Annotated in this window: 15 protein-coding genes and 1 pseudogene; 3 read left to right on the top strand and 13 right to left on the bottom strand. The window is 72.3% G+C overall.

Going from position 1 to position 22654, the window contains the following annotated elements:
• Positions 1-19 precede the first annotated feature (19 nt).
• The 6 genes and pseudogenes from EV376_RS30365 to EV376_RS26210 form a co-directional block, all read right to left on the bottom strand.
• A complete protein-coding gene (locus EV376_RS30365) occupies positions 20-1543 on the bottom strand; it encodes a right-handed parallel beta-helix repeat-containing protein (RefSeq protein WP_165438122.1) in 1524 nt (507 codons plus the stop codon).
• Between the two features lie 198 nt (positions 1544-1741).
• Positions 1742-3358 (bottom strand): right-handed parallel beta-helix repeat-containing protein, encoded by a 1617-nt coding sequence (locus EV376_RS26230; protein WP_130327514.1) that lies wholly within the window; start codon positions 3356-3358, stop codon positions 1742-1744.
• 354 nt (positions 3359-3712) lie between these two features.
• A pseudogene (locus EV376_RS26225) lies at positions 3713-5309 on the bottom strand (right-handed parallel beta-helix repeat-containing protein).
• A 275-nt stretch (positions 5310-5584) separates the two neighbouring features.
• Positions 5585-7276: a right-handed parallel beta-helix repeat-containing protein gene (locus EV376_RS26220; protein WP_130327512.1), complete on the bottom strand. Its 1692-nt coding sequence runs from the start codon at positions 7274-7276 to the stop codon at positions 5585-5587.
• 585 nt (positions 7277-7861) lie between these two features.
• A complete protein-coding gene (locus EV376_RS26215) occupies positions 7862-9613 on the bottom strand; it encodes a hypothetical protein (protein WP_165438121.1) in 1752 nt (583 codons plus the stop codon).
• A gap of 404 nt (positions 9614-10017) precedes the next feature.
• Positions 10018-11499 carry an aminopeptidase P family protein gene (locus EV376_RS26210; protein WP_130327508.1) on the bottom strand — a complete coding sequence of 494 codons (1482 nt, stop codon included), beginning with the start codon at positions 11497-11499 and terminating at the stop codon, positions 10018-10020.
• 133 nt (positions 11500-11632) lie between these two features.
• Here EV376_RS26210 and asnB point away from each other — a divergent pair, with 133 nt between their 5' ends.
• Positions 11633-13594, top strand: coding sequence for an asparagine synthase (glutamine-hydrolyzing) (gene asnB / locus EV376_RS26205; protein WP_130327506.1), 1962 nt, complete (start codon positions 11633-11635; stop codon positions 13592-13594).
• A gap of 55 nt (positions 13595-13649) precedes the next feature.
• Here asnB and EV376_RS26200 read toward each other — a convergent pair whose 3' ends face one another.
• A complete protein-coding gene (locus tag EV376_RS26200; RefSeq protein ID WP_130327504.1) occupies positions 13650-14765 on the bottom strand; it encodes a lytic polysaccharide monooxygenase in 1116 nt (371 codons plus the stop codon).
• Positions 14766-15126: 361 nt separating this feature from the next.
• Between EV376_RS26200 and EV376_RS26195 the strand changes: the two genes are divergently transcribed.
• A complete protein-coding gene (locus EV376_RS26195; protein ID WP_130327502.1) occupies positions 15127-16062 on the top strand; it encodes a PfkB family carbohydrate kinase in 936 nt (311 codons plus the stop codon).
• A gap of 10 nt (positions 16063-16072) precedes the next feature.
• On the opposite strand, the gene EV376_RS26190 is transcribed toward EV376_RS26195, so the two are convergent.
• From EV376_RS26190 to EV376_RS26180, 3 genes are all read right to left on the bottom strand, one after another.
• Positions 16073-17308, bottom strand: a complete 1236-nt coding sequence (locus tag EV376_RS26190) for a multidrug effflux MFS transporter (protein ID WP_130327500.1) — start codon at positions 17306-17308, stop codon at positions 16073-16075.
• Positions 17309-17498: 190 nt separating this feature from the next.
• Positions 17499-18326 (bottom strand): MBL fold metallo-hydrolase, encoded by an 828-nt coding sequence (locus tag EV376_RS26185; RefSeq protein WP_130327498.1) that lies wholly within the window; start codon positions 18324-18326, stop codon positions 17499-17501.
• Positions 18323-18718, bottom strand: a complete 396-nt coding sequence (locus EV376_RS26180) for a thioesterase, FlK family (RefSeq protein ID WP_130327496.1) — start codon at positions 18716-18718, stop codon at positions 18323-18325. Before EV376_RS26180 ends, EV376_RS26185 begins: the two co-directional genes overlap by 4 nt.
• A gap of 104 nt (positions 18719-18822) precedes the next feature.
• Between EV376_RS26180 and EV376_RS26175 the strand changes: the two genes are divergently transcribed.
• Positions 18823-19866: a phosphatase PAP2 family protein gene (locus tag EV376_RS26175; RefSeq protein WP_130327494.1), complete on the top strand. Its 1044-nt coding sequence runs from the start codon at positions 18823-18825 to the stop codon at positions 19864-19866.
• A 3-nt stretch (positions 19867-19869) separates the two neighbouring features.
• Here the strand turns inward: EV376_RS26175 and EV376_RS26170 are convergent, their stop codons facing one another.
• From EV376_RS26170 to EV376_RS26160, 3 genes are all read right to left on the bottom strand, one after another.
• Entirely contained in the window at positions 19870-21186 is a 1317-nt protein-coding gene (locus tag EV376_RS26170; RefSeq protein ID WP_130328875.1) for a PH domain-containing protein, read from the bottom strand.
• A 422-nt stretch (positions 21187-21608) separates the two neighbouring features.
• Positions 21609-22190: a PH domain-containing protein gene (locus EV376_RS26165; protein ID WP_130327492.1), complete on the bottom strand. Its 582-nt coding sequence runs from the start codon at positions 22188-22190 to the stop codon at positions 21609-21611.
• Between the two features lie 22 nt (positions 22191-22212).
• Entirely contained in the window at positions 22213-22437 is a 225-nt protein-coding gene (locus tag EV376_RS26160; RefSeq protein ID WP_130327490.1) for a hypothetical protein, read from the bottom strand.
• Between the last annotated feature and the right edge of the window lie 217 nt (positions 22438-22654).

Here is a 22654-nt window from a genome sequence, read left to right as displayed (position 1 = left end):
CGGTCGCGTGCCGTCCCGGTCAGCCGAAGCAGCCCGGCACCCCGAAGCAGTTGTCCGGCCGGTTGGCGGACACCTTCGTCTTGTCGTCCAGCGTGACGGTGTTGCCGGGGCCGGTGTAGATCCCGCCGCCCTCGAAGACCGCGCTGTTGAACACCACCTTGGAGTTGATCAGCCGGAGTGTGCTCACTCCGGTGACGTAGAAGCCGCCGCCCCGGTTGCTCACCTGGTTCGCCGCCACCTCGGTGTCGCGTACGGTGGTGATGCTGCCTACGGCGACGAGGACGCCGCCGCCGAGCACGTCGGCCCGGTTCTCCTTGACGGTGCTGTTCTCGATCGTGGCCCGGCTGTTCTGGTCGAAAGCGGCGCCGCCGCCACCCTGTGCGGTGGTGTTGCGGGTCAGCTTGACGTGCCGCAACGTCACCTGGGTGCCGCGGGTGTGGATGCCGCCGCCGCCGAGCGAGGCGTCGTTGCCGGTGATCTCGGTGTGGCCGATCTTCACCTCACCGTCGAGGCTGAAGAGTCCGCCGCCGAAGCCGACCACCCGGTTGTGGCTGACCGTGCTCTTGTCGATCAGGACGGTGCCGCCGTCGATGCCGGTGCCGTTCTGGAGCGGGCGGGTGGGCCCGGTGCCGCCGGTGACGCCCTCGATCTCGTCGAGCGCGCCGTTGGCGATGCCGCCACCGCCGCCGAGCACGGCGTTGTTGTACGTCACCCGGGACTCGGTGACCTTGAGCAGGCCGGCGTTGAAGATGCCGCCGCCGAAGCGGGCCGCCGTGTTGTGGTCGACGGTGGTGTGCTCGACGGTGGTGGTGCCGTGGTTGGCGATGCCGCCGCCGTTGCCGACGCTCTCGTTGCGGACGACACGGCTGTCCTTGACGTCGGCCCGACCACCGGACTGCACCAGGATGCCGGCGCCGTCGGCGGAGGGCGGCGTGGCGAGCGCCGGAGCCGGCGGTGCGGTCAGGCCGCCGGTGACGGTGAGGCCGTGCAGCTTGAGGTGACCGCCCGGGCCCACATTGAGGATGCGGAACCGTTCGGTGGCGGCGGCGTCGCGGGCGATGGTGGTCTTCTCGCCCTTGAGCGCGATCCGCCCGGTGATCACCGGCAGGCCGTCGCCGTCCTGGTCAGACCTGGTCAGGCGGTACGTGCAGCCCTTGGCGAGCTTCAGCGTCCCGCTGCGGTCCTGGTTGGCGAGGATGATCGCCTGGATCAGCTTGTCGGTGTGGCAGGGCACCTCGCGGACCTTGCCGCCGTGGTCGTCGTGGTCCCGGGCGCGGTCCCGACCACCTCCGGGGTCCTGACCGCCGTGTTCGCCGGCTCGCCGGTGGTCGTCCCGTGCCGGGCCGTCGTCCTTGACGAGTTGGCGGGCCGCCGACGACAGGCCGCCCCGGCCGCCGGTGTCGGCGGCGCCCGCGGTGGCCGCGAGGCCGGCCGCCGCGAGGCCGACCATGCCGGTCAGGCCGGCCACGCCGGCGACCCACCACCGCCGGGCCGCGGAGGTCGGTCGGGGCGTTCGGTGGTCGTTGGTCAGATGATCGGACATCGAAGCTCTCCGTCCTCTCTGATAGGGACAGGGCGGCCCCGCTGCGGGCGGTCCTGCCCCAACCGGAATGAGTTTCTTAATAGGACGGTATACGAGCTTTGCTCATCATTGGTCCGAATTGAGCGGTGCGCGCTGTCCATTCCGGCTGACCGGAGCCCCTCCCCACCGGCGGTGGGGAGGGGCTCCGGTGCTGTCGCGTCAGGCGAAGCAGTTCTCGATCTTGTCGAAGCTGCCCTTGCAGTTCGTCGGGTCGTTGCCCTTGATCGCGGACTTGTCGTCCACGTCCACGTCGCCGCCGATGCTGAACACGCCGCCCGGCTTGAAGGTGGACTTGTTGTGCGACACCTTGGTCTTGTTCAGGTCGACCTTGCCCAGGACGTTGAAGATCCCGCCGCCGGCGATGCCGGCGAAGTTGCCGGAGATCTCGCTGTCCCGGAAGGTCACCGCGGAGGCGAAGACGAACACCCCGCCGCCGAAGAGGCCGGCCTTGTTGTCCTTGATCTCGCTCTTCTCCACGTTGGCGACGGCCTTGAAGGCCAGGACCAGGCCACCGCCGACACCGAAGGTGTTGTTGTTGGCGATCTTGACGCCCTTCAGGTCCAGGTTGCTGCCGAAGGCCGCCGCGACGCCGCCACCGGCGAGCACCGCCAGGTTCTCCGTGATCTTGGAGTGCTGGACGGTCGTGTCGCCCGCGAAGTCGAACAGGCCGCCACCGAAGCCGAGAACCTCGTTGCTGTCGATCTCGGTCTTCTCGACCCAGACCGTGCCGCCCTTGATGTCCGGGCGGAAGAGGAACGCCGCGCCGTTGGCGATGCCGCCACCGCCGATGACGGCGTCGTTGTTCTTCACCGTCGACTCGGAGACCTTCAGGATGCCGGCGTTGAAGATGCCGCCGCCGTAGAAGAAGGCGTGGTTGTCGGCGACCGTGGTGTGGTGGAGGCTGGTCTTACCGAAGTTGGCGATGCCGCCTCCGACGCCACCGGCCTGGTTGTCCACGATGTGGGTCTTCTCGAACTCCGCGGTGCCGCCCTCCTGCACGAGGACGCCGGCGCCGTCGTTGTGGTTGCCGTCCTTGACGATGGCCAACTCGGCCTTGGCCTCCTGCGCGGCCTTCAGCGCCGCCCCCTTCGGCTGGGCCTGGAGCAGCGGCAGGTACGGCTTGCCGGCCTCGGCCGCCTTGCCCGCCTCGACCGAGTTCGAGAACCGCGACCACACCGCCTCCGGCGTGTCACCGAGGCGCTCGTGCTCGATGGTCTTGCCGCCCTTGATGGTGAGGCCCTTGACCTTCAGGTGCCCGCCCCGGCCGACGTTGAGGATCCGGAAGTCGTCGGCCTGCGAGTCCCGAACGATCTTGGTGTCGTGACCCTTGAGCGTGATGTGCTCCTTGATCACCGGCAGGCCGTTGCCGTAGTGGTCCGAACGGGTCAGCTTGTAGGTGCAGTTCTTCGCGAGCTCCAGCACGCCGCCGTGGTTGTTGTTGGCGAAGATGATCGCCTGGATCAGCTTGTCGGAGTTGCAGGGCACCTCCTTCCCGCGCTCCTTCTTGTCGTCGAACCGGTCGTCCCGCTTGTCCTTGTGGTCCTTCTCCTTCGAGCGGTCCTCCTCGGCGGCCCTCTCGCCGTCCTTGGTGACCTGAGCCGTCGACCACGCCAGATCCTTGGCGCCGACCGCGCCGGCGCCGCTGGCGATGCCGACTGCCGCGATACTGACCACGCCGGTCAGACCGGCGACGCCGCTGACGAGCCAGCGCCTGCGCCGCCGATTCGGCGTCGCCCCCGGCTCGGCGGCGTTGTTCTTAGCTAGGTAGTTGGACATCGGAGCTCTCTGCCCTCTCCTCGTACCAGACAGGGTCGCGACGCCACAGGCGAGCGTCCCCTGCTACAAATCGGTTGTAGCTCCCAGAAGCACCGTATGAGAATCTTCCTCGCCTCGGAGGCATATCTGAAAAACCCCCACATTCGGTGCGGCGTCCGCCGAGCGCGGCATGGGACGGCAGCATCGGCGCACGCCGGTCGCTAGGCCCACGCACCGACGATTACGGAACGTAGTCGCTGCAGGTGGCGCCCTCTGGGTCGGACGGCTCGGGCGGGGACGAGCCGGGCGGTGACGGGCTCCTCCGGTCGCCGGGGCGACGCGGAGGAGCCCGCACCCTCGCGTAGCAGGGAATGGTCAGCCGAAGCAGTTGTCCGGGATGACCGGGCTGCCCTGGCAGTTCGTCGGCCGGTTGTCCTTGACGGGCGGACTTCTTGTCGATCGTCACCCCGTCGCTGTTGGTCCAGATGCCGCCCGGCGGCAGGGTGGACATGTTGTGGACGACCTTCGTCCGGATCAGCTTCGTCACGCCGATGGCGTTGAAGACGCCGCCGGCCACGGCGCTCCCGCCGGTCGCCTGGTTCGCCACGACCTCGGAGTCCTGCACGGTGACGAAGGCCTGGAAGTTGAACAGGCCGCCCACGTCTCCGCTGGCCACGTTCTGCCGGATGACGCTGTGCTGGATGACCGCGGTGCTGGACTGCGCCCCGACTCCACCGATGTCGCCCCTGGCGAAGTTGCGGGCCACCTCGACGTACTCCAGGTAGAGCTTGCCGAAGTCCTGGACGACGATGCCGCCGACGTCGGCGCCGGTGTAGTTGTCGATGACCTTGCTCTCGCGGAGGGTGGTGTCGCCGCCCGAGGCGAACACGCCGCCACCCCCGCCGCTGGTCCGGTTGTGGGCGATGGTGCTCTTCCACACCCAGACCGTGCCGCCGGGTGTCGGACCGCCGTTGGCGATGCCGCCTCCACCGAGGGCGGCGGTGTTCGCCGAGACCCTGGACTGCTCCACCCGCAGCACACCGGCGTTGAAGACGCCGCCGCCGACCCCGGCGGCGCTGTTGCGCTCGATCAGACTGCCGGCGACGGTGGTGGTGCCGTAGTTGGCGATGGCGCCCCCATGCCCGCCGGCCTGGTTCTGCAGCAGCTTGCTGTCCTCGATGTGGGCCTTGCCGCCCCGCTGCACCAGGATGGCGGCACCGTCGCTGGGCCCGCCCGACACCAGTGGTTGAGCACCGCCGGTGCTCGTGGCCGGAGGCGTCGCGACGGTCCCGCGCCCCGGCGCCGGACCCGGCTGCGCTGCCTTGGCTGCCCTCGCGCCGGCGACATCGACCCGCACCGGCGCCGGCATCGACCCGATCAGGTCGGCCGCCGTCTGGCCGCCCTTGACGGTGACATCCTTCAGGGTCAGGTGGCCGCCCCGGCCGACGTTGAGGATCCGGAAGAAGTCGGCGGTGGCCGCGCGGACGATCTTGGTGTCGTGGCCCTTGAGGACGATCGGCTCCTTGATCACCGGCAGGCCGTTGCCGTGCTCGGAGCGGGTCAGCTGGTACGTGCAGCCCTTGGCCAGCTCCAGCACGCCGCCGCCGGTCTCGTTGGCGCGCACGATCGCCTGGATCAGCTTGTCGGTGTGGCAGGGCACCTCCTGCGCGCGACCGTCGTGCTTGCGGTCCTTCTCGCGCCGGTCGCGTTTCTGCCCGTCACCGGCCCGGTCGTCCGCGACCCCGCCGGAGTCGTTGCCGCCGGCGGGGCCGGCGTCGCTGACGTTCTGCCTCGGCGCGGAGGCGGGTGAGTCCGACCCGCCCCAGGTGCCGTCGGACGACGTGTCCCGCGCGGCGACGCCGCCGATTGCCGCCAGGCCGACCACCCCGGCCACCCCGGCGGCCAGCCACAGTCTTCGTCGTCCTGTCCCCGGCGCGCGCTCGCCGTGTTGGTTCGCTGTAATTCTGGACATAAGAGCTTCCGCCCTCTCCTGCTACCAGATAGGACCGCTCCCGCCGAAGGGTGCGGCCAACCATGAATCGGCTACAACCCCCCGAGATCCACCGTATGGGAAAATCTCTCATAATACGGTTGTATGTGATGCTGTCCCGCTTTTGGTTCGACGCGGGCGGAAGAATGAACAACCTGGACGACCACGAGCGCCCGGACCCCGCACTGCGGGGGCTCCTCCGGGCCGCCGCGGCGGCCCGGAGGAGCCCTCCTCTATGTGGTGTCGCTCTGGGTGAGTCAGCCGAAGCAGTTGTCCGGGATGACCGGGCTGCCCTGGCAGTTCGTCGGCCGGTTGTCGTTGACGGCGGACTTCTTGTCGATGAAGACCCGGTCGTTGTTGGTCCAGATGCCGCCCGGCGGCCGGGTTGCCACGTTGTGTGCCACCTTGGTCCTGATCAGCGTGGTCTGGCCGAAGTCGTTGATGATGCCACCGCCGACCGAGTCCGGGCCGACCGCCCGGTTTGCCAGCACCTCGGTGTCGCGGAGGGTGGCGCTGCCCAGGTTGTCGGTGTAGATACTGCCCCCGAAGCCCTCGGCGACGTTCTCCTTGATCACGCTGTGCTCGATCACCGCGTTGGCACCCGCGCCGATCCCGAGGCCGGCGCCTTCACCCTCGGTGTAGTTGTTGGCGACCAGGACGTGCTCCAGGCTGAGCCTGGTGCCGCGGAAGGCGATCACACCCCCGACGTCCTCGCTGCCGATGTTGTCGGTGATGCGGCTGTGGCTGATCGTCACGTTGCCGTCATTGTCGAAGACGCCGCCGCCGAGGCCGGGAGTCCGGTTGTGGCTGATCGTGCTCTTCCACACCCAGACCGTGCCGGCCTTGGCCGTCAGGCCGTTCGGTGCGGTGCCGTTGGCGATCCCGCCGCCGCCCTCGCCCGCGGTGTTGTTGGCGACCTTCGACTCCTCGACACGGAGGACGCCGGCGTTGAACAGCCCGCCGCCGAAGGCTTCCGCAGTGTTGTGCTCGACCGTACTGTGGCGGACGTTCGTGGTGCCGTAGTTGGCGATGCCACCGCCGTTTCCGCCCGCCTGGTTCTGCACGAAGGCGCTGTGCTCGATGTCGGCGTGGCCGCCGCGCTGGACCAGGAGGCCAGCTCCGTCGGCGCTGCCGAGCGGCGAGGTGGTGGGCGGGGTGAGATCCGGCGCGGGTGCCGGGGTGCCCACCGGTGAAGGAGCCACCAGCCCGCTGTCGGCCGCCGGTGTGGGAGACACCTGAGGTGCGCCCGTGGCCGCCGGTCGGGGTGCGGCCACCGCCGGCGCCGCGGCGGACGCCGCCGGGGCGCCGGTCTCTTTACCGAACAGCCCGGTACCCATCGGCCGTGCGGCCATCGTCCGGGGCGTGGTCTGGCCGCCCTTGACGGTCACGTCCTTCAGCGTCAGGTGACCACCGCGCCCGACGTTGAGGATCCGGAAATGTTCGGCCGTGGCCGCCCGGACGATCTTGGTGTCGTGGCCCTTGAGGACGATCGGCTCCTTGATCACCGGCAGGCCGTTGCCGTGCTCGGCGCGGGTCAGCTCGTACGTGCAGCCCTTGGCCAGCTCCAGCACGCCGCCGCCGGTCTCGTTGGCGCGCACGATCGCCTGGATCAGCTTGTCGGCGATGCACGGCACGTCTCTGGCCTTGCCCTTGTCCTTGTGATCCCGGCGCTCGTCCTTGCCGCTCCCGGACCGCTCGTCCTTGCCCTTCTCCTCGCCGGCGTCGTCGGCCCTACCGGCGTCGCTGACCGCCCGCTGTGCGTTGGCCTGCGCGTCCGACCGGTCCGAGGGGACGCGGGAGTTGTCACGGGTGGCGACACCACCCAGGGCGGCCAGTCCGACGATGCCGGTGATCCCGGCAACGCCTGCGGCGACCCACAGTTTTCGCCGCCCCTGGTTCGGCGGGCCGGAGTCGGCCGCGCCGCCAGGAGTCACTACGTCATCAGACATCAGAGCTTCCGCCCTTTCGGCTACCGAAGAAGGCCGCACCGGCCGAAGCCGGGGCGTCCCGCTACAAATCGGTTGCAGCTTCTGATGAACACCGTATGAGAAGGATCCTCGCGACGAGGACGTATCCGAAAAACCCCCACATTCGCCGCAGCGCGGTCGCCTGTCCGTAACTGTGCCGTGCGGTATGAAGCCGTGTGACCAGCGCAAAGAGCGCCGTACGGCCGCGATCGGGACACCGCCCCGGGGTGTCACATGGTCGTTCAGCACACCAGGGCGCTGTCGAGCGGCCCTGTTCACGGGAGTCGGCATGAGGTCTTGGACAGTTTCCGCTCGCGTCGAACGGAACCTGTCCAAGATCGGGCGAGCCTGCGACGGACCTTCCTCGGTGTGTGCGGGCCGCTCGGTGGATCAGTGACGGGGTGCCCGCCGTGGGGACGGGCCGATGGGGGTTCGCCGCGGCCAGGTTGTGGCTGGTCTGGGCGAACAGGGTGCGGCGCCGCCCGGGGGCAGCCGCTGTCGCGGCCCCTCCCGGACGGCGCCGGATCCCACCCGCGTACGCCGGTCGCACGCCGGCGGTCGCCTCGATCAGCCGAAGCAGTTCGGGATCGGGACGGCACTGCCCTCGCAGTTGGTGGGCGTGTTCTTGATGATCACGGTCTTGTCGTCGACGGTGACCTGGTTGTTGTCCGAGTAGACGCCGCCGGGTGCCCGCAGCGACGAGTTCCGGATGACCTGCGACTTGACCAGGTGCACCGTTCCGCCCTGGTTGTAGACGCCTCCGCCGCCGTTCACCTCCTCCGCGGCGATCCGGTTCCGGTCGACCTCCGACTTGAAGATCATCACCTCGCCGTTGAGGTTGGCGATACCACCGCCGTTGAACCGGCTGACGTTCTCGTTGACCTTGCTGTTGGACACGACCAGGCCACCGAAGATCACCCCGGAGTTGGCGATGCCACCGCCGTCGCTGTCCGCGTCGTTGCGGCTGACCGTGCTGTCCTGCACGAACATCCGGCCCCCGTTGTCGATGCCGCCGCCCGACGAGTCGGAGCTGTTGCGGGTCACGACACTGTTCTTGATGGTGGTGACGACAACGGGGTTCCCGCCGGCCTGGACTCCGCCGCCCGAGCCGGCCGCGTGGTTGTCCGCGATCACGCTGTCGGCGACGACCGCGGTGCCGGCGTTGGTCAGCCCGCCGCCGGCGTCCCCGCTCTGGTTGTGGCTCAGCCGGGTGCCCTCGACGAACAGCAGGCCCACGTTGCGGATGCCACCGCCGCTGCTCACCGCGGTGTTGTAGCTGACCTCGCTGCCGTGACCCTCCCCCTCGCCCTGGCCACCCGTGCCGGGTCGCGAGGTGGTGCCCTCGCCGGCCGTCGCCTCGGCGAGCGGAGAGCCGTCGCCGGTAGCCGCGCCCGCCGTACCCCCCTCCGGGGCGCCGGTCTCGGCGGCCGCAGGTTCGGCGGCGGGCGCGGCGGAGGGCTCGGTGCCCACCGCGGGCGCGGCGGAGGCCGCGTTGCTCGGGGCGGGCGCGGCGGAGGGCTCGGTGCCCACCGCGGGCGCGGCGGAGGCCGCATTGCTCGCGGCGGGCGCGGCCGACGGCTCGGTGGCCACGGCGGGTGCCGCGGACGGGCCGACGGCGGTCTCCGCGGCGGGCAGCTCGAGGACGGCCTCCCCGGCCGGCTGGCCTTCGGCCCCGGGGGCGAGCTGGTCGGCGCCGGCGTTCTCGGCCGCCGGGCCAGCCGGCCCGTAGCTACCGTTCCGGGCGTCGCCGTGCTCCTTGCCGTCCTTGCCGTCCTTGCCGTCCTTGCCGGAGAGGATCCTGGTCACGCCGAAGTTGGTGATGCCGCCGCCCGCGGTGCTGCTCTGGTTCCGGGTGATGCGGCTGTCCTGGATCGTCGCCCTGCCCCCGGCCTGCACCAGCAGGCCGCCGCCGCCGAGATCGGTCTGGGCGAACCCGCCCTTGACCGTGAGGTCGCGCAGGGTCAGGTCGCCGCCGAGCCCGACGCTGAAGATCCGGAACGCGGGGGCGCCGGCGGCACGGAGGATGGTGGCGCCCTCGCCCTTGATCGTTACCGGCCGGACGATCTCCGGCAGGCCGTTCCCGTTCCGGCTCAGGGTGAGCAGGTAGGTGCAGTTCCTGGCGAGCTTCAGCGTTCCACCGTGACCGGCGTTGAGCCGGTTGAGCGCCACGATCAGTTGGTCGGAGTCGCAGGGCACGTCCGTGACGCGGTGGTCCTTGCCGTCCTTGCCCTTGCCGGTGGGCTCCTTCGGCCCCGGCTTCCCGCCGTCGCGGCTGGTCGCGTTCCCGTCGGCGCCGGCCTTCGCCGCCTGAGCGGACACGTCGGCGAGGTGCTGGTCGGAGAGCCGGGTGGGAGTGTCGGTCCCATCCGGCAGGGCCGCAACGCTGGCGGCCGCGAGGCCGACCGCGCCGGTCAGGCCGACGACACCGGCTGCGACCCAGACAGTACGGCGTCGTCGCCCGGGCGGTCGTTCGCTTTCGGTACTTCCAGCCTCATTCGTTGACATATCCCTCACCCATGTCTCCTCGGAGTCAACAGATGCGTCAGCTCGTAGCCGGCAGACGCACCAATATCGGATGGGGAAACCGTAGGCGAGGTTTCTTCGCAATGGGGGCGTTAGGTGAGGGATACCCGCGTTAGGGGCAAACTAGACATCCCCGTACGCGTGGAACGGCCCGGCCGGATCGAGATCCGGCCGGGCCGTCAGCGACGTCAGGCCTCGGGTCAGCCGGGCAGCCGCGGGCCCGCCTCCCGCTGCTCGGCCAGCCACCGCTCCACGTCCTCGGCCGTCCGGGGCAGCCCGGCGGAGAGGTTCACCGCGCCGGTCGCGGTGACCAGCACGTCGTCCTCGATCCGGATGCCGATGCCGCGCAGCTCCTCCGGGACCAGCTCGTCCTCGGGCTGGAAGTAGAGGCCGGGCTCGACGGTGAGCACGTAGCCCTCGCCCAGCGAGCCGTCCCGGTACATCTCCTTGCGGGCGTTGGAGCAGTCGTGCACGTCGATGCCGAGCATGTGCCCGAAGCCGTGCAGGGTCCAGCGCCGGTAGACGGTCGACTTCTCGTCCATCGCCTCGTCCACGCTCACCGGCAGCAGACCCAGGTCGGCCAGCCCCTCGGCGAGCACCCGCATGCACGTCAGGTGCACGTCCTTGAACTTCACCCCGGGCTTGATGAAGTCGATGCCGGCCTGCTGCGAGGCGTGCACGATGTCGTAGACCTGCCGCTGGAGCGCCGTGAACCGGCCGTTCACCGGGAGCACCCGGGTCACGTCGGCGGTGTAGAGGTTGCGGTTCTCCACGCCCATGTCCATCAGCAGCAGCTCACCCGGCCGGGTGGTGCCGTGGTTGTGCACCCAGTGCAGGATCGTGGCGTGCTCGCCGGCCCCGACGATCGAGCCGTAGCCGACGTCGTTGCCGTCGTGCCGGGCGCGCAGGGCGAAGATCCCCTCCAGCAGCCGCTCGGAGACCGCCCGGTCGGCCGGCAGCGCCCGGGCCACGTCCTCGAAGCCGCGGACGGTGGCGTCGATCGCGTCCTGGAGCTGGGCGATCTCCCACTCGTCCTTGACCAGCTTCAGCTCCGAGATCGCGGTGGCCAGTTCCCGGTCGCGGGCCGGCTGGCCCTCCTCGCGGGGCCCGTCGTAGGGGCGCACCGCCGCGTCGACCCGGGCGTCGAAGCCGCGCAGCACCCGCGTCCGGGCCGGGGCGAGGTCGGCCAGCGCCCCGTCCAGCTCGGTGAGGTCGGCGGTCGGCAGGCCCAGCTCGGACGACTTCTCCGCGAGGGTGTGCCGCCGGCCGACCCACAGCTCACCATGCCGGCTGCGGAAGAACTCGTCGGTCAGCCGGGACGAGCGGGGCCGCATGTAGAGGACGGCGTCGTGGCCCGACCCGTTCGGGCGCAGCACGAGCACGCTGTCCGGGTCGTAGTCGCCGGTCAGGTACGCGAAGTCGCTGCCGGGCCGGAACCGGTGGTCGGTGTCGTTGGCGCGTACCTTCTCACCGCCGGTGGGGATCACCAGCGTCTCGCCCGGGAAGGCCGCCGAGAGCGCGGCCCGCCGCTTGGCGTAGTTGGGCACCTCCGGGCGCGGGCCGACCGGCAGCGTGGTGTCCCGCCAGCCCTGCCGCATGAACGCCAGGAACGCCTCCGGAAAGTCCGGGTCGTGCGACTCGGTGCCGTCCGCCGGCTTGCTGTCGGTGCGCTCCTCGGTCATGGTCCCGCTCCCTTCGCGTCGTTGCTGGCCCCGACGGTACCGCGCGGGGGAGCCGGCGGGGGATCCGGCGACGGCCGCCCCGTTAGCCGGACGGCCGCGACGGTCGTGAGGGTCGCGTGGAAAGATGACGACCATGTGCGGACTCCTGGCCTTCTTCAGCGCGCGCGGCGATGCCGCGGCCCACCGCGACCACATCGCCGGGGCGTTGGAATGCCTGCACCACCGTGGCCCCGACGAGACCGGGGTCGAGGTGGTCGGCGACGCGTCCGGCCGGTACGCGGACGGGGTGTTCGCCCACAAGCGGTTGGCGATCATCGACGTGGCCTCCAGCCACGAGCCGTTGCCCTACGCCAACGGGCGTTACCTGCTGACGTTCAACGGCGAGATCTACAACTACATCGAGCTGCGCGAGGAGCTGGCCCGGGAGTTCGGGGCGCAGTTCGCCACCGCCGGGGACGGCGAGGTGATCGTCGCCGGCTACCACTACTGGGGCGAGCAGGTGCTCACCCGGCTGCGCGGCATGTTCGCGTTCGTCATCTGGGATCGGCAGGAGCGGCGCGCGTTCGGCGGCCGCGACTACTTCGGCATCAAGCCGCTGCACTACCTGGAGACCGCCGACGGTCTCTACCTCGCCTCGGAGAAGAAGGCGCTGCTGCCGTTCGCGCCGGCCAACTACGCCGGTGACGCCGGCATCGACACGGCCAACCTCAGCCACTACCTGACGCTTCAGTACGTGCCGGAGCCGGGCACCCTGCACCAGGGGATCCGCCGGATCGGCTCGGGGGAGTACCTGACCTGGACGCCGGGCGGGCGGATCGACGTCCGCCGGTGGTACCGGCCGGTGTTCCGGCCCGCGCCGGTGCCCGACGAGCAGAAGCTGTACCACGAGATCCGGGAGACGCTGCGGGAGAGCGTCCGGATGCACATGCGCTCCGACGTCCCGGTCGGCTCGTTCCTGTCCAGCGGCATCGACTCCACCGCGGTGGTCGCCCTGGCCCGCGAGTTCAACCCGAACATCCTGACCTTCACCGTGGGCTACGACGTCGCCGGCTACTCCGAGATCGACGTCGCCCAGGAGTCGGCCCGCCACCTCGACGTCACCACCATCCCGACCAAGATCGGGCCACAGGACATGATGGAGGCGCTGCCGAAGATCGTCTGGCACCTGGACGACCCGGTCGCCGACCCGGCGCTGGTGCCGCTCTACTTCGTGGCGAAGAAGGCCGCCGAGCACGTCACCGTGGTGCTCTCCGGTGAGGGCGCCGACGAGTTCTTCGGCGGTTACACGATCTACCGCGAGCCGCTGTCGCTGAGCGCCGTCAACGGCCTGCCCGGCGGGGTGCAGAAGGGCCTGCGGGCGGTGTCGAAGGCGATCCCGCAGGGCGTCAAGGGCAAGAGCTTCCTCGAGCGCGGCACCACCCCCATCGAGGAGCGCTACTACGGCAACGCCCGGATGTTCACCGAGGAGGAGAAGCAGCACCTGCTGCGCCGCTACGACCCGTCGGTGCGCTACACCGACGTCACCGCCCCGATCTACGCCGAGTGCACCGAGCTCGACGACGTGACCAGGATGCAGTACGTCGACCTCTACACCTGGCTGCGGGGTGACATCCTGGTCAAGGCCGACCGGATCTCGATGGCGCACTCGCTGGAGGTGCGGGTGCCGTTCCTCGACCGCGAGGTGTTCGAGGTGGCGTCGACGATCCCGGTGGACCTGAAGCTGCCGCCGCGCTCCGACGCCACCAAGTACGCGATGCGTCAGGCGCTGCAGGGTGTGGTGCCCCCGGCCATCGTCAACCGGAAGAAGCTCGGCTTCCCGACCCCGACGCGGGTGTGGCTGCGCGGCGAGATGTACGAGTGGGCCCGGCACGTGCTGGCCACTTCCGGGGCCGGCGACCTGCTCGACCTGTCGTACGCGCTGCGGCTGCTGGAGGAGCACAAGCGGGAGGAGGCCGACCACTCCCGCAAGGTCTGGACGGTGCTCATCTTCTGCATCTGGCACGCGATCTTCGTGGCCAAGACCCTCGACCCGGGCATCCAGCGCAACCAGTCGGCCCTGCTGACGAAGCCGGTCGTCGGGAGCATGGTCCGCTGAGCTGTGCGGAGGGGCCCCTGGACGACGCCAGGGGCCCCTCCTTCATGTGCGCCGGTCAGCGGCCGGTGCAGGTGACCGTGGGCAGTGCGCTGCTGCCGTTCGCGAGGAAGCCGAACGTGGTTCTTCCCTCGGGTGCCAGCGTGCCGTTGTACGACACGTTGGTCACCGTCACCGACGACCCGGAACCGGTGTGGGTGCCGTTCCAGACCTGGGTGATCGACTGGCCGCTGGGCCAGGTCCAGTTCGCCGTCCATCCCGACCAGGTCGAGCTGGTGTGGTTCATGATCTCGACTTCACCCTGGAAGCCGCCCGACCAGGAGTTGACCACCTTGTAGACCGCCATGCAGTCACCGCTGTGCGGCGGCGGCGTGGTCGGGTTCGGCGGCGGGGTCGTGGGGTTCGGCGGCGGGGTGGTCGGGTTGGGCGGGGGCGTGGTGTTCGGTGGCGGCGTGGTGCCGCCGGAGCCGATCCCGGTCACCTCACCGTTGCCGCCGTCGAAGGTCACGTCCGAGCAGCCGAAGAAGTTCTCCTGGCTGTCCGAGCGGACCCAGCGCGAGTAGATGATGTGCCGGCCGCTCTTGTTGGCCGGCAGCGTCCCGGTGAAGTAGTAGTGCCCGTCGTTGGTGCCGACCGCGCCGCGCTGCGGCGGGTTGGTGACGGTCAGGAACGGCTGCTCCTCCAGGTCGCTCCAGGCCAGCGCCCGGGTCGGGCTCCAGGTGTTCTTCGTGACGTAGAAGTAGAAGGTGCCCGGGTGGTGTGCCCAGTTGCTGTACCGGAACTCCATCGTCCGGCCGGCGGTCAGGTGGGTCAGCGGCCAGTCGGTGCGGGCGAGGTCGTAGCCGCGGAACCCGGTGTTGCCGCCGCTGCACAGTTGGCCGTCGGGGATGAAGCCGACCGTGCGGCCGTTGGCGTCCGAACGCAGCACGCTGAACCAGTTGTAGAGGGAGTTCGCCCCGCTCTGGGCGACGGCGGCGGAGCAGGCGGGGTTGTTCGGCCGGATCTCACCGGTGGGGGACAGGCCGTCCTTCCAGCACAGGAAGGTGCGGCTGCCGGGGACCATCGCGGCGCCGTGCGCCGCGGCCGGTTCGGGTCCGGCGGTGAGCGTCACGGCGCCCACGAGGAGGGTCGCGGCCGCGGTGAGCAGCGCGGCCGTTCTGGAACGGTAGGACACGGGAACTCCTGACTCGCGGGGCGCGTACGACCCCGCGGGTGACGCGCGGGGTGGCGTTCGGCCGGCCCCGCTGCGACGAGCGGACACGACGGTCGGCGGCGTGCGCGGGAGAGGAGGGCACGCGCGCCCTGCGGTCCGTCCCTGCGGACCGGTGCCCTCGCGTGGATGCCCGTGCCGGCGGCGCGGCAGCCCCCGGGCCGCCCGGCAACCGCCATCCCATCACGGCGCCGCGCCCCATGCAATAGCCGTTGCTCGATGTGCTGATTGCCGCGCCCAGGCGGCTGGGACGGTGCGCGGGAGCCCGTGCGCTACCGCCAGCGTTACCGAGGGGCCCTTGCTCGCCAGCGGTTACCGTGTCTGCATGGGATACGCGGTGGTGCTGGGCGAGGCGCTCGTCGACCTTCTCGACACCGAGTACGACGGCGAGCCGGTCTACCGGCAGGCGGTCGGCGGCGGGCCGCTGAACGTGGCGGTCGGCGTGGCCCGGTTGGGCGGTGCCGTGGAGTTCGTCGGCTCGCTGGGCGACGACGCCCTCGCCACCCGGATCCGGGGTCTCCTCGCCGGCGCCGGTGTCGGGCTGGCCGGGGCGGTCACCGTCCCGGCGCCGACCGCCCTCGCGGTGGCCACCTACACCGGCCCCGAGCCGGACTTCCGTTTCTACGGCGAGCCCCGCTCGTACGCGCTGCTCACCGCCGAGGACCTGGACGCCGACCTGGTCGCGGGCGCCGACGTGCTCTACTGCGGCTCGATCGTCCTGCTGTACCCGGCGACCCTGGCCGCCGCCCGCCGCGCCTGGTCCCTCGCGGCCGGGCTGCGGGTGTTCGACCCGAACGTCCGTCCCCGCCTGCTGACCGGCCCGCAGGCGCTGGACGATCTGCGGGGCGTGGTGGCCGAGTTCGCCGCCGGCGCGCACCTGGTCAAGTTGAGCAGCGCCGACGCCAAACTGCTGTACCCCACCGAGCCGGTCGAGGGCGTGGCCGCGTACCTGCGCGAACTGGGGGCCGCGACCGTGGTGGTCACGCTGGGCGACCAGGGCGCGGTGGTCGCCCCCGCCGGCGGGGATCCGGTACGCGTCCCGGCGCCCAAGGTCAGCGCGGTGGACGCCACCGGCGCGGGTGACTCGGTGATGGCCGCGCTCGTCGCGGACCTGCTCGCCGACGGTGAGCCCGTGGCGCCCGAGGGCTGGCACGAGCGGGTGGCGTACGCGCTGCGCGTCGCCGGGCTGGTCTGCGAGTCGCCGGGCGGTGCCACGGCCATGCCCACCAGGGCGGAGGTGATCCGCCGCTTCGCCGGCTGAGCGGGCCGGGTCAGGACCGGCCGGGGCGCGCCAGGGTGAGCACGGCGGTGAGCGAGAGCGCGGCCGAGGCCGCCAGCACCGCCGCCATCGGGACGGCGCTGCCCTCGCCGCCCAGCCCGACCAGCGGTGCGGCGAGCGAGCCGATCACCGACTGCAGGGCGCCCATCAGCGCGGCCGCGGTGCCGGCGTGGTTCGCGTGCCGGTCCAGGGCGAGGGCGGTGCCGTTCGGCATCACCATGCCGAGCGAACCGACGAAGACCAGCAGTGCCGCCGCGACGACCACCACGCCCGCGGTGAGCGCCCCGGTGAGCACGCCGGCCGCGGCCAGCGTGCCCACCACCAGCGTCCCGACCAGCAGGGTCCGCGGCTCGAACCGGTCCAGCAGCCGCGCGTTGACCTGCCCGACCACCACGAACGCCAGCGCGTTGAGGCCGAACAGCAGGCTGAACGTCCCCGCCGAAAGCCCGAACACGTCCTGGAAGGCGAACGACGAGCCGGAGATGTACGCGAACAGCCCGGCGAACGCCAGCCCCTGGGTGAGCGTGTATCCCAGGTAGACCCGGTCGGCGAGCAGCGCGCGCAGCGCCCGGGCGGTCCCGCCGAGCCCGCCGGTGCTGCGCCGGTGCGCGGGCAGCGTCTCCGGCAACCGGGCGGCCACCGCGACGGTGAGCAGCGCGCCGATGACGGCGAGGGTGACGAACACGGCCCGCCAGGACCCGAACCGCAGCACCAGGCTGCCGACGGCGGGCGCGGCGATCGGGGCGAGGCCGAAGACCAGGGTGAGCCGGGAGAAGTACTTCGCCGCGGCGCGGCCCGAGTACAGGTCGCGGACGACGGCCCGCGCCACCACCGCGCCCATGCCGCCGGCGAAGCCCTGGGCGAACCGGACCGCGGCGAGCGCCGGGGCGCTCGGCGCCGCGGCACAGGCCAGGGCCAGCAGGGCGTACGCCCCGAGGCCGACCAGCGCCGGGCGGCGCCGGCCCCACCGGTCGCTGAGCGGGCCGGTGACGAACTGCCCGAGGGCCAGCCCGACCAGGCATGTGGTCAGGGAGAGTTGGATCTGCGCCTGGCCGGCGTCGAGGTCGCGGGTCATCGCCGGGAACGCCGGCAGGTACATGTCGAGCGACAGCGGTCCGATCGCGGTGATCGCGCCGAGCAGGATCAGCAGCCCGAGGCCCCCGCCGGCCGTGCCGTCCGGCCGCTCCGTCGGCGTCGTTGCCGTCGCGGTCGACGAAGCGGTGCGCATGCCAAGTCCCCCGGTTTCGGTCCCCTCTGCCCGCGTGACCCTAGCCCCACCTCCGTCCCCGGCCTCACCAACGTGCTCAACACCACCCCACCCAGCCGCGATCGTGCACTTTCCTGCCCCGACCAACCGGACCTGAGGCCGCGAATCGAGGGCAGACGGTGCAAGATCGACGGGAAAGCGGGGTGGGGAGTTACAGGGTGTTGGTCAGGGTGGCGTAGCCGCGGCGGGCGGCGATCAGGGCGGGGCGGGCGCCGAAGGGGGCCTCCGCCGCCACCCGCTCCGGGGGCGCGCCGCCGGTGTGGCCGGCACGGATCAGCCACGCCAGGTCGCTGAGCTCGGCGTGCTGGGCGCGTACGAAGTCGACGTCCACCACGTCGCCGTGCCCGGGGACGACCACCGTGGCGGGCGTGGTCATCCGCAGCAGGTCGGCGACCGCCTCCGGCCACTGCAGGGGGTACGACTCCTCGAACGCCGGCGGGCCGCTCTGCTCCACCAGGTCACCGGCGACCAGCACGTCGGCGTCGGGCACGTGCACCACCAGGTCCGCGGCGGTGTGCCCCCGGCCCGGGTGCCGCAGGACCACCCGCCGCCCGCCGACGTCGAGCACCTCCTCGGTGTGCACCGTGTGCGTCGGGGCGAGCAGCTCGGTGCCGGACAGCTCGGCGGCGAGGGCGGGCAGCTCCTCGCGCACCTCCTCGTACGCCTCCCGGCGCAGGCGCTCCGGGTCGCGCATCGCGGCGGCGGCCAGCTCGTGCGCGTACACCGGCCGGGGCGGGTCGCCGGCCAGCGTGGCGTTGCCGAAGCAGTGGTCGAAGTGGTGGTGCGTGTTCACCACCGTCCACGGGTGCGGGGTGACCGCCCGGGCCGCCTCGGCCAGCTCGGCCGCCTGGCCGGCGGTGGAGAGGGTGTCGACGAGCAGCGCCTCGCCGTCGCCGACGACCAGCGTGACGTTGACTCGCAGCAGCGGCTCGCACAGCACGTGGACGCGGTCGGCGACCTCGATGAAGTGGCCGTTCATGACGCCCGGGCGGCGCGCTCCAGGAAGCGCTGCCGGTCGACCAGCAGCCGCTCCACCCGGCCCTCGGCGACGGTCTCGTCACCCTCGGTGACGGACACCTCGAACAGCAGCCGCCGCCCGTCGACCTTCGTCAGCCGGGCCAGCGCCGCGACGGTGCGGCCGACCGGGGTGGCGGCCCGGTGCTCCAGCTCGACCCGCACGCCGACCGTCGTCCAGCCGCTCGGCATCTGGACGGTGGTCGCCGCGACGGTCGCCGCCTCGGCCAGCGCGAGGACCCGGGGCGTGCCCAGCACCGGCACGTCCCCGGAGCCGACCGCCTGCGCGGTGTCGGCGTCGGTGACGGTCAGCTCGACCCGGGCGGTCAACCCGGGCGCGAAGGGCTGCTCCTGCATGGCCACAGCCTAAGTGCTTTGCCACCGGCGGGCCACGCCAGCGCCGAACCGCCCGCTCGGTCCTGCGTCGGCCGCCGCGGCGACCGCCGTTAACCTTGACCGCGATGTCTGTCGCGACCGACCCCCAGCCCCCCGCCCCGACCGGCCCGCCCCCGGTGGCCGACGGCGGCCGCCGCCGTGTGGTCGCGATGACCGCCTGGGGTGTCGCCTTCGTCGCCGGCTGGCTCGCCATCGGCCTGCCCACCGACCCGGCGTACGCGTTCCTGTGGATCTGGGCGGCCACGGTCGCCTGGAACTCCGCCCGGCCGTGGCGCAGCCACCTGCGGTTCGCCCGGGACTGGTTGCCGGTCGTGCTGCTCCTCGTCGCCTACAACCTGTCCCGCGGCTTCGCCGACAACGGGGCGGTGCCGCACGCGTACGAACTGATCGTCGCCGACCGGGTCATGTTCGGCTGGGCCACCGACGGGCAGGTGCCCACGGTCTGGCTCCAGCAGCACCTCTACCAGCCCGACGTGCGCTGGTGGGACGTGCTGGCGAGCTGGGTGTACTTCTCGCACTTCGTGGTGGCGCTGGCCGCCGCCGCGGTGCTGTGGCTGCGGGACCGGGGGCGGTGGGCGGCCTTCATGCGCCGCTGGGGGTTCCTCTGCGCCACCGGCCTCGTGACGTACTTCCTCTACCCGGCCGCCCCGCCGTGGTGGGCGGCGCAGAACGGGCTGCTGGAGGAGGTCGCGCGGATCTCCACCCGGGGCTGGAAGGCCTTCGGGCTGCACGGCGCGGGCAACCTGCTCAACGCCGGCCAGATCGCCTCGAACCCGGTCGCCGCGATGCCGTCGCTGCACACCGCGTTCGCCCTGTTCGTGGTGCTCTTCTTCCTCCGCGCCACCCGGAAGCGATGGTGGCCGCTGCTGCTCGCGTACCCCCTCGCGATGACGTTCACGCTGGTCTACTGCGGCGAGCACTACGTGATCGACGTCCTGGTCGGCTGGGCGTACGTCGGGATGGCCTTCCTCGTCGTCGGCCTGGCCGAGCGCTGGTGGGCCGCCCGGCGCGCGCGGCGCGCGCCGGACCGGGCCGCGGGGGAGGACGCCGCCGCACCGGCCGAGGATGCGGTGCCCGCGCTGACCGCCAGGCCCGGCCGCGCCGGGTGAACCTCAGCCGGCCCGGCGGGCGGCGTGCGCGCGGGCCGTCAGGTCCGCCGCCAGCGCCCACGCCTCGGTCACGTCCCGGTCGTGCGCGGCGGCACCGGCGCCGCCGGCGGTGTCGGCGTGCACCGTCGCCAGCCCCAGCCGCCGCTGCGCCGGTCCCTGCACGACCCGCACGCTCTGGATCCGGGCGTACGGCACGACGACCACCTGGCGGGTGAGCAGGCCGGAGCGGACGGCGAACACCCGCTCGTGCAGCCCGGCGCCGAGCACCTGGCGGCTGAGCGGGTTCAGCCAGCGGGCGCGGGACGGCGGCGTGGTCAGTGGCAGGTGGTCGAGGCGCACGCCGGGCAGCACCTCGGCGAGGATCGCCTCGGCGGTGGGCAGGTCGCCGACCGGCAGCAGCCGGTCCGGGCGGTTGCGCTCGTCGGCCTCGCCGACCGCGTAGCCGGCCACCTCCAGCCGCAGCCGCAGCCACCCCTTCATCCGCCACAGCAGCGGCCAGGTCGCGCGGACCGTCTGCACCCGGTGCAGCGGCACGGTCTGCGCCCGGGTCTCCAGCAGCCCGTTGCGTACCCGCAGGGTCTCGGCGTCGCGGGCCAGCCGGAAGTTCCAGTCGTCGAGCACCCGGCGGATCGGTTGCAGCAGCACGCCGGCCATGGCGGTCAGCGTGCTCGCGACCGCGACGAACGACCAGGAGCCCTCGGAGAGGAACTGCGCGGCCACGAACGCCACGCCGAACGGGATCATGAACGCCTGCGGGGTGAGCAGCTGGCTGAGCAGCAGGTCCTCGTTCCGTACCGCGTGCAGCGGCCGGCCGGGCGGGACGGCCTCGATGCTCGGTGCCGGCGCGGTGCCGGGTGCCGGGGCGGTGCCGGGCGCGGAGGGGCCGACGGGTGCGCCCGCCGGGGCCCGGCCGGCCAGGGCGAGCAGGCGCTGCCGCAGGGCGTTCGCGTCCGCCACGCTCAGGTAGGCCAGCGGCGCCTCGGTCTTGCCGCCGCCGACCACCTCAAGCCGCAGCTCGGCCAGCCCGGTGAGCTGGGCGAGCAGCGGCCGGACCACCTCCACGGCCTGGAGCCGTTCCAGCGGGATGGCCCGGGTGCGCCGCCAGAGCAGGCCCTCGTACACCCGCAGCTCGCGGCCGACCACGTGGTAGCCGGTGAAGTACCAGCTGACCACGGCGAGCACGGTGGCGCCGAGCGCGAGCAGCGCCGCCAGCGCCGCGAACCACCCGAAGCCCACCCGGTTCAGCGTCGACCAGGAGAGCCCGGCGATGACCACGACCAGCGACTTGGCGCCGTGCAGGGCGGGCGAGAGCGGGTGCAGCCGCTGCCGGGGCTCGACCCCGCCGGGTGGCCCGCCCGGCGGACGGGGAGCGCCGTACGGGTACGCCGGGCCGTACGGGTACGGGTGCCCGGGCGCGCCCGGATACGGCGGGTGCTGCGGGCCGGGGTGGGGCGGCGGGTGCTGCGGGCCGGGGTGGGGCGGCTGGGGTTGCGCGCCGCCGTGCGGCGGGTACCCGGGTGGGCCGGCGTGTGGCGGCGCGGCGACCGGCGGCGGGTACGGGCCGGCGGGCGGGTGTGCCGGCTGCGCGAGTGGCGGGTGTGCCGGCGGCCCGCCGGGCGACGCCCCGGGCCCCGCGGGCGGAGCGCCCGCGGGTGGTGGTGGCCCGGCGGGCGGGTAGGGGCCAGGGGGCGGCTCCGGGACGGAGGGCCGGACCCCGTCCGGGCCCCGCGCGGCAGGATCGCTCACAAGCCCTCCGCGCGGTCGCGGCCGAGCGCGGTGAGCCGGTCCCGTAGCCGGGAGGCCTCCGCCGGACGCAGGCCCGGCACCCGGGCGTCGCTGGCCGCCGCGGCGGTGTGCAGCTGGACGGTGGCCAGGTCGAACGCGCGCTCCAGCGGGCCGGCGCTGACGTCGACGAACTGCATCCGCGAGTACGGGACGATGGACAGCCGCCGGATCAGCAGGCCGTGCCGGACCAGCAGGTCGTCCTCGCGTTCGGCGTACCCCCAGGCGTGCACGGCCCGGACGATGGCGACGGTGCGCAGCACGCCCAGCAGGGCCACGCCGGCCAGCGCCACGCCGAACAGACCGCTGCCGCTGACCGCCCAGGCCACGGCGAGCCCGGCCGCCACGACGACGAGCAGCGCCGCCAGCCGGAGCAGCTCGACCCAGATCAGGTCCGCCGAGACGGACTGCCAGCGGACCGTCTCCGGCCACGGCTCCAGCGGACCGGGCGGCGGACCGGCGGGCGGATCCACCGGCGGCCGGTCGGCGGGTGGTGGGCCGGACGGTGCCGGAGCCGGCCCGAGCCGGTCGTCGCCGGTCACCGCGGGAATCCGTTGTGCGCGCTCACGATTCGAGGGTAGGCGATCCGGCGACCGGGACCACCTCGCGTAGGAAGCCCCGTACGTCGAGGAACTCGCCGAGCGTGGTGCGGTGCTCGGCGCAGGCCAGCCAGGTCTTGCGCCGCGCGGCGTCGTGCAGGCGGGGATTGTTCCACCGCAGCGCCCACTCGGCGGGGGCGCGGCAGCCACGGGCCGAGCAGACCAGGGCGTCGGGTGCGGGGGCGTCCATCCCGGCCAGTCTAGGGTGGCGGGAGACAAGAGAGATGAGCGCCGGGCGGCCACGGGGGGAGCCGCCCGGCGACGGGGTGAATGGTACACGCGGAACACCCGTCGCTGTCCACCCCGCACCGGCGATTCGGCAAAGCGGACGGCGTGGCGGAATTCGGGTTCTCGCCGCCTCGGTACGCAGCCGGGCATGTCAGTCTTGTTACGCACCACGCCCGACA

The organism is Micromonospora sp. CNZ295 (assembly GCF_004217535.1).
This window is presented reverse-complemented; position numbering and strand designations above follow the sequence as displayed.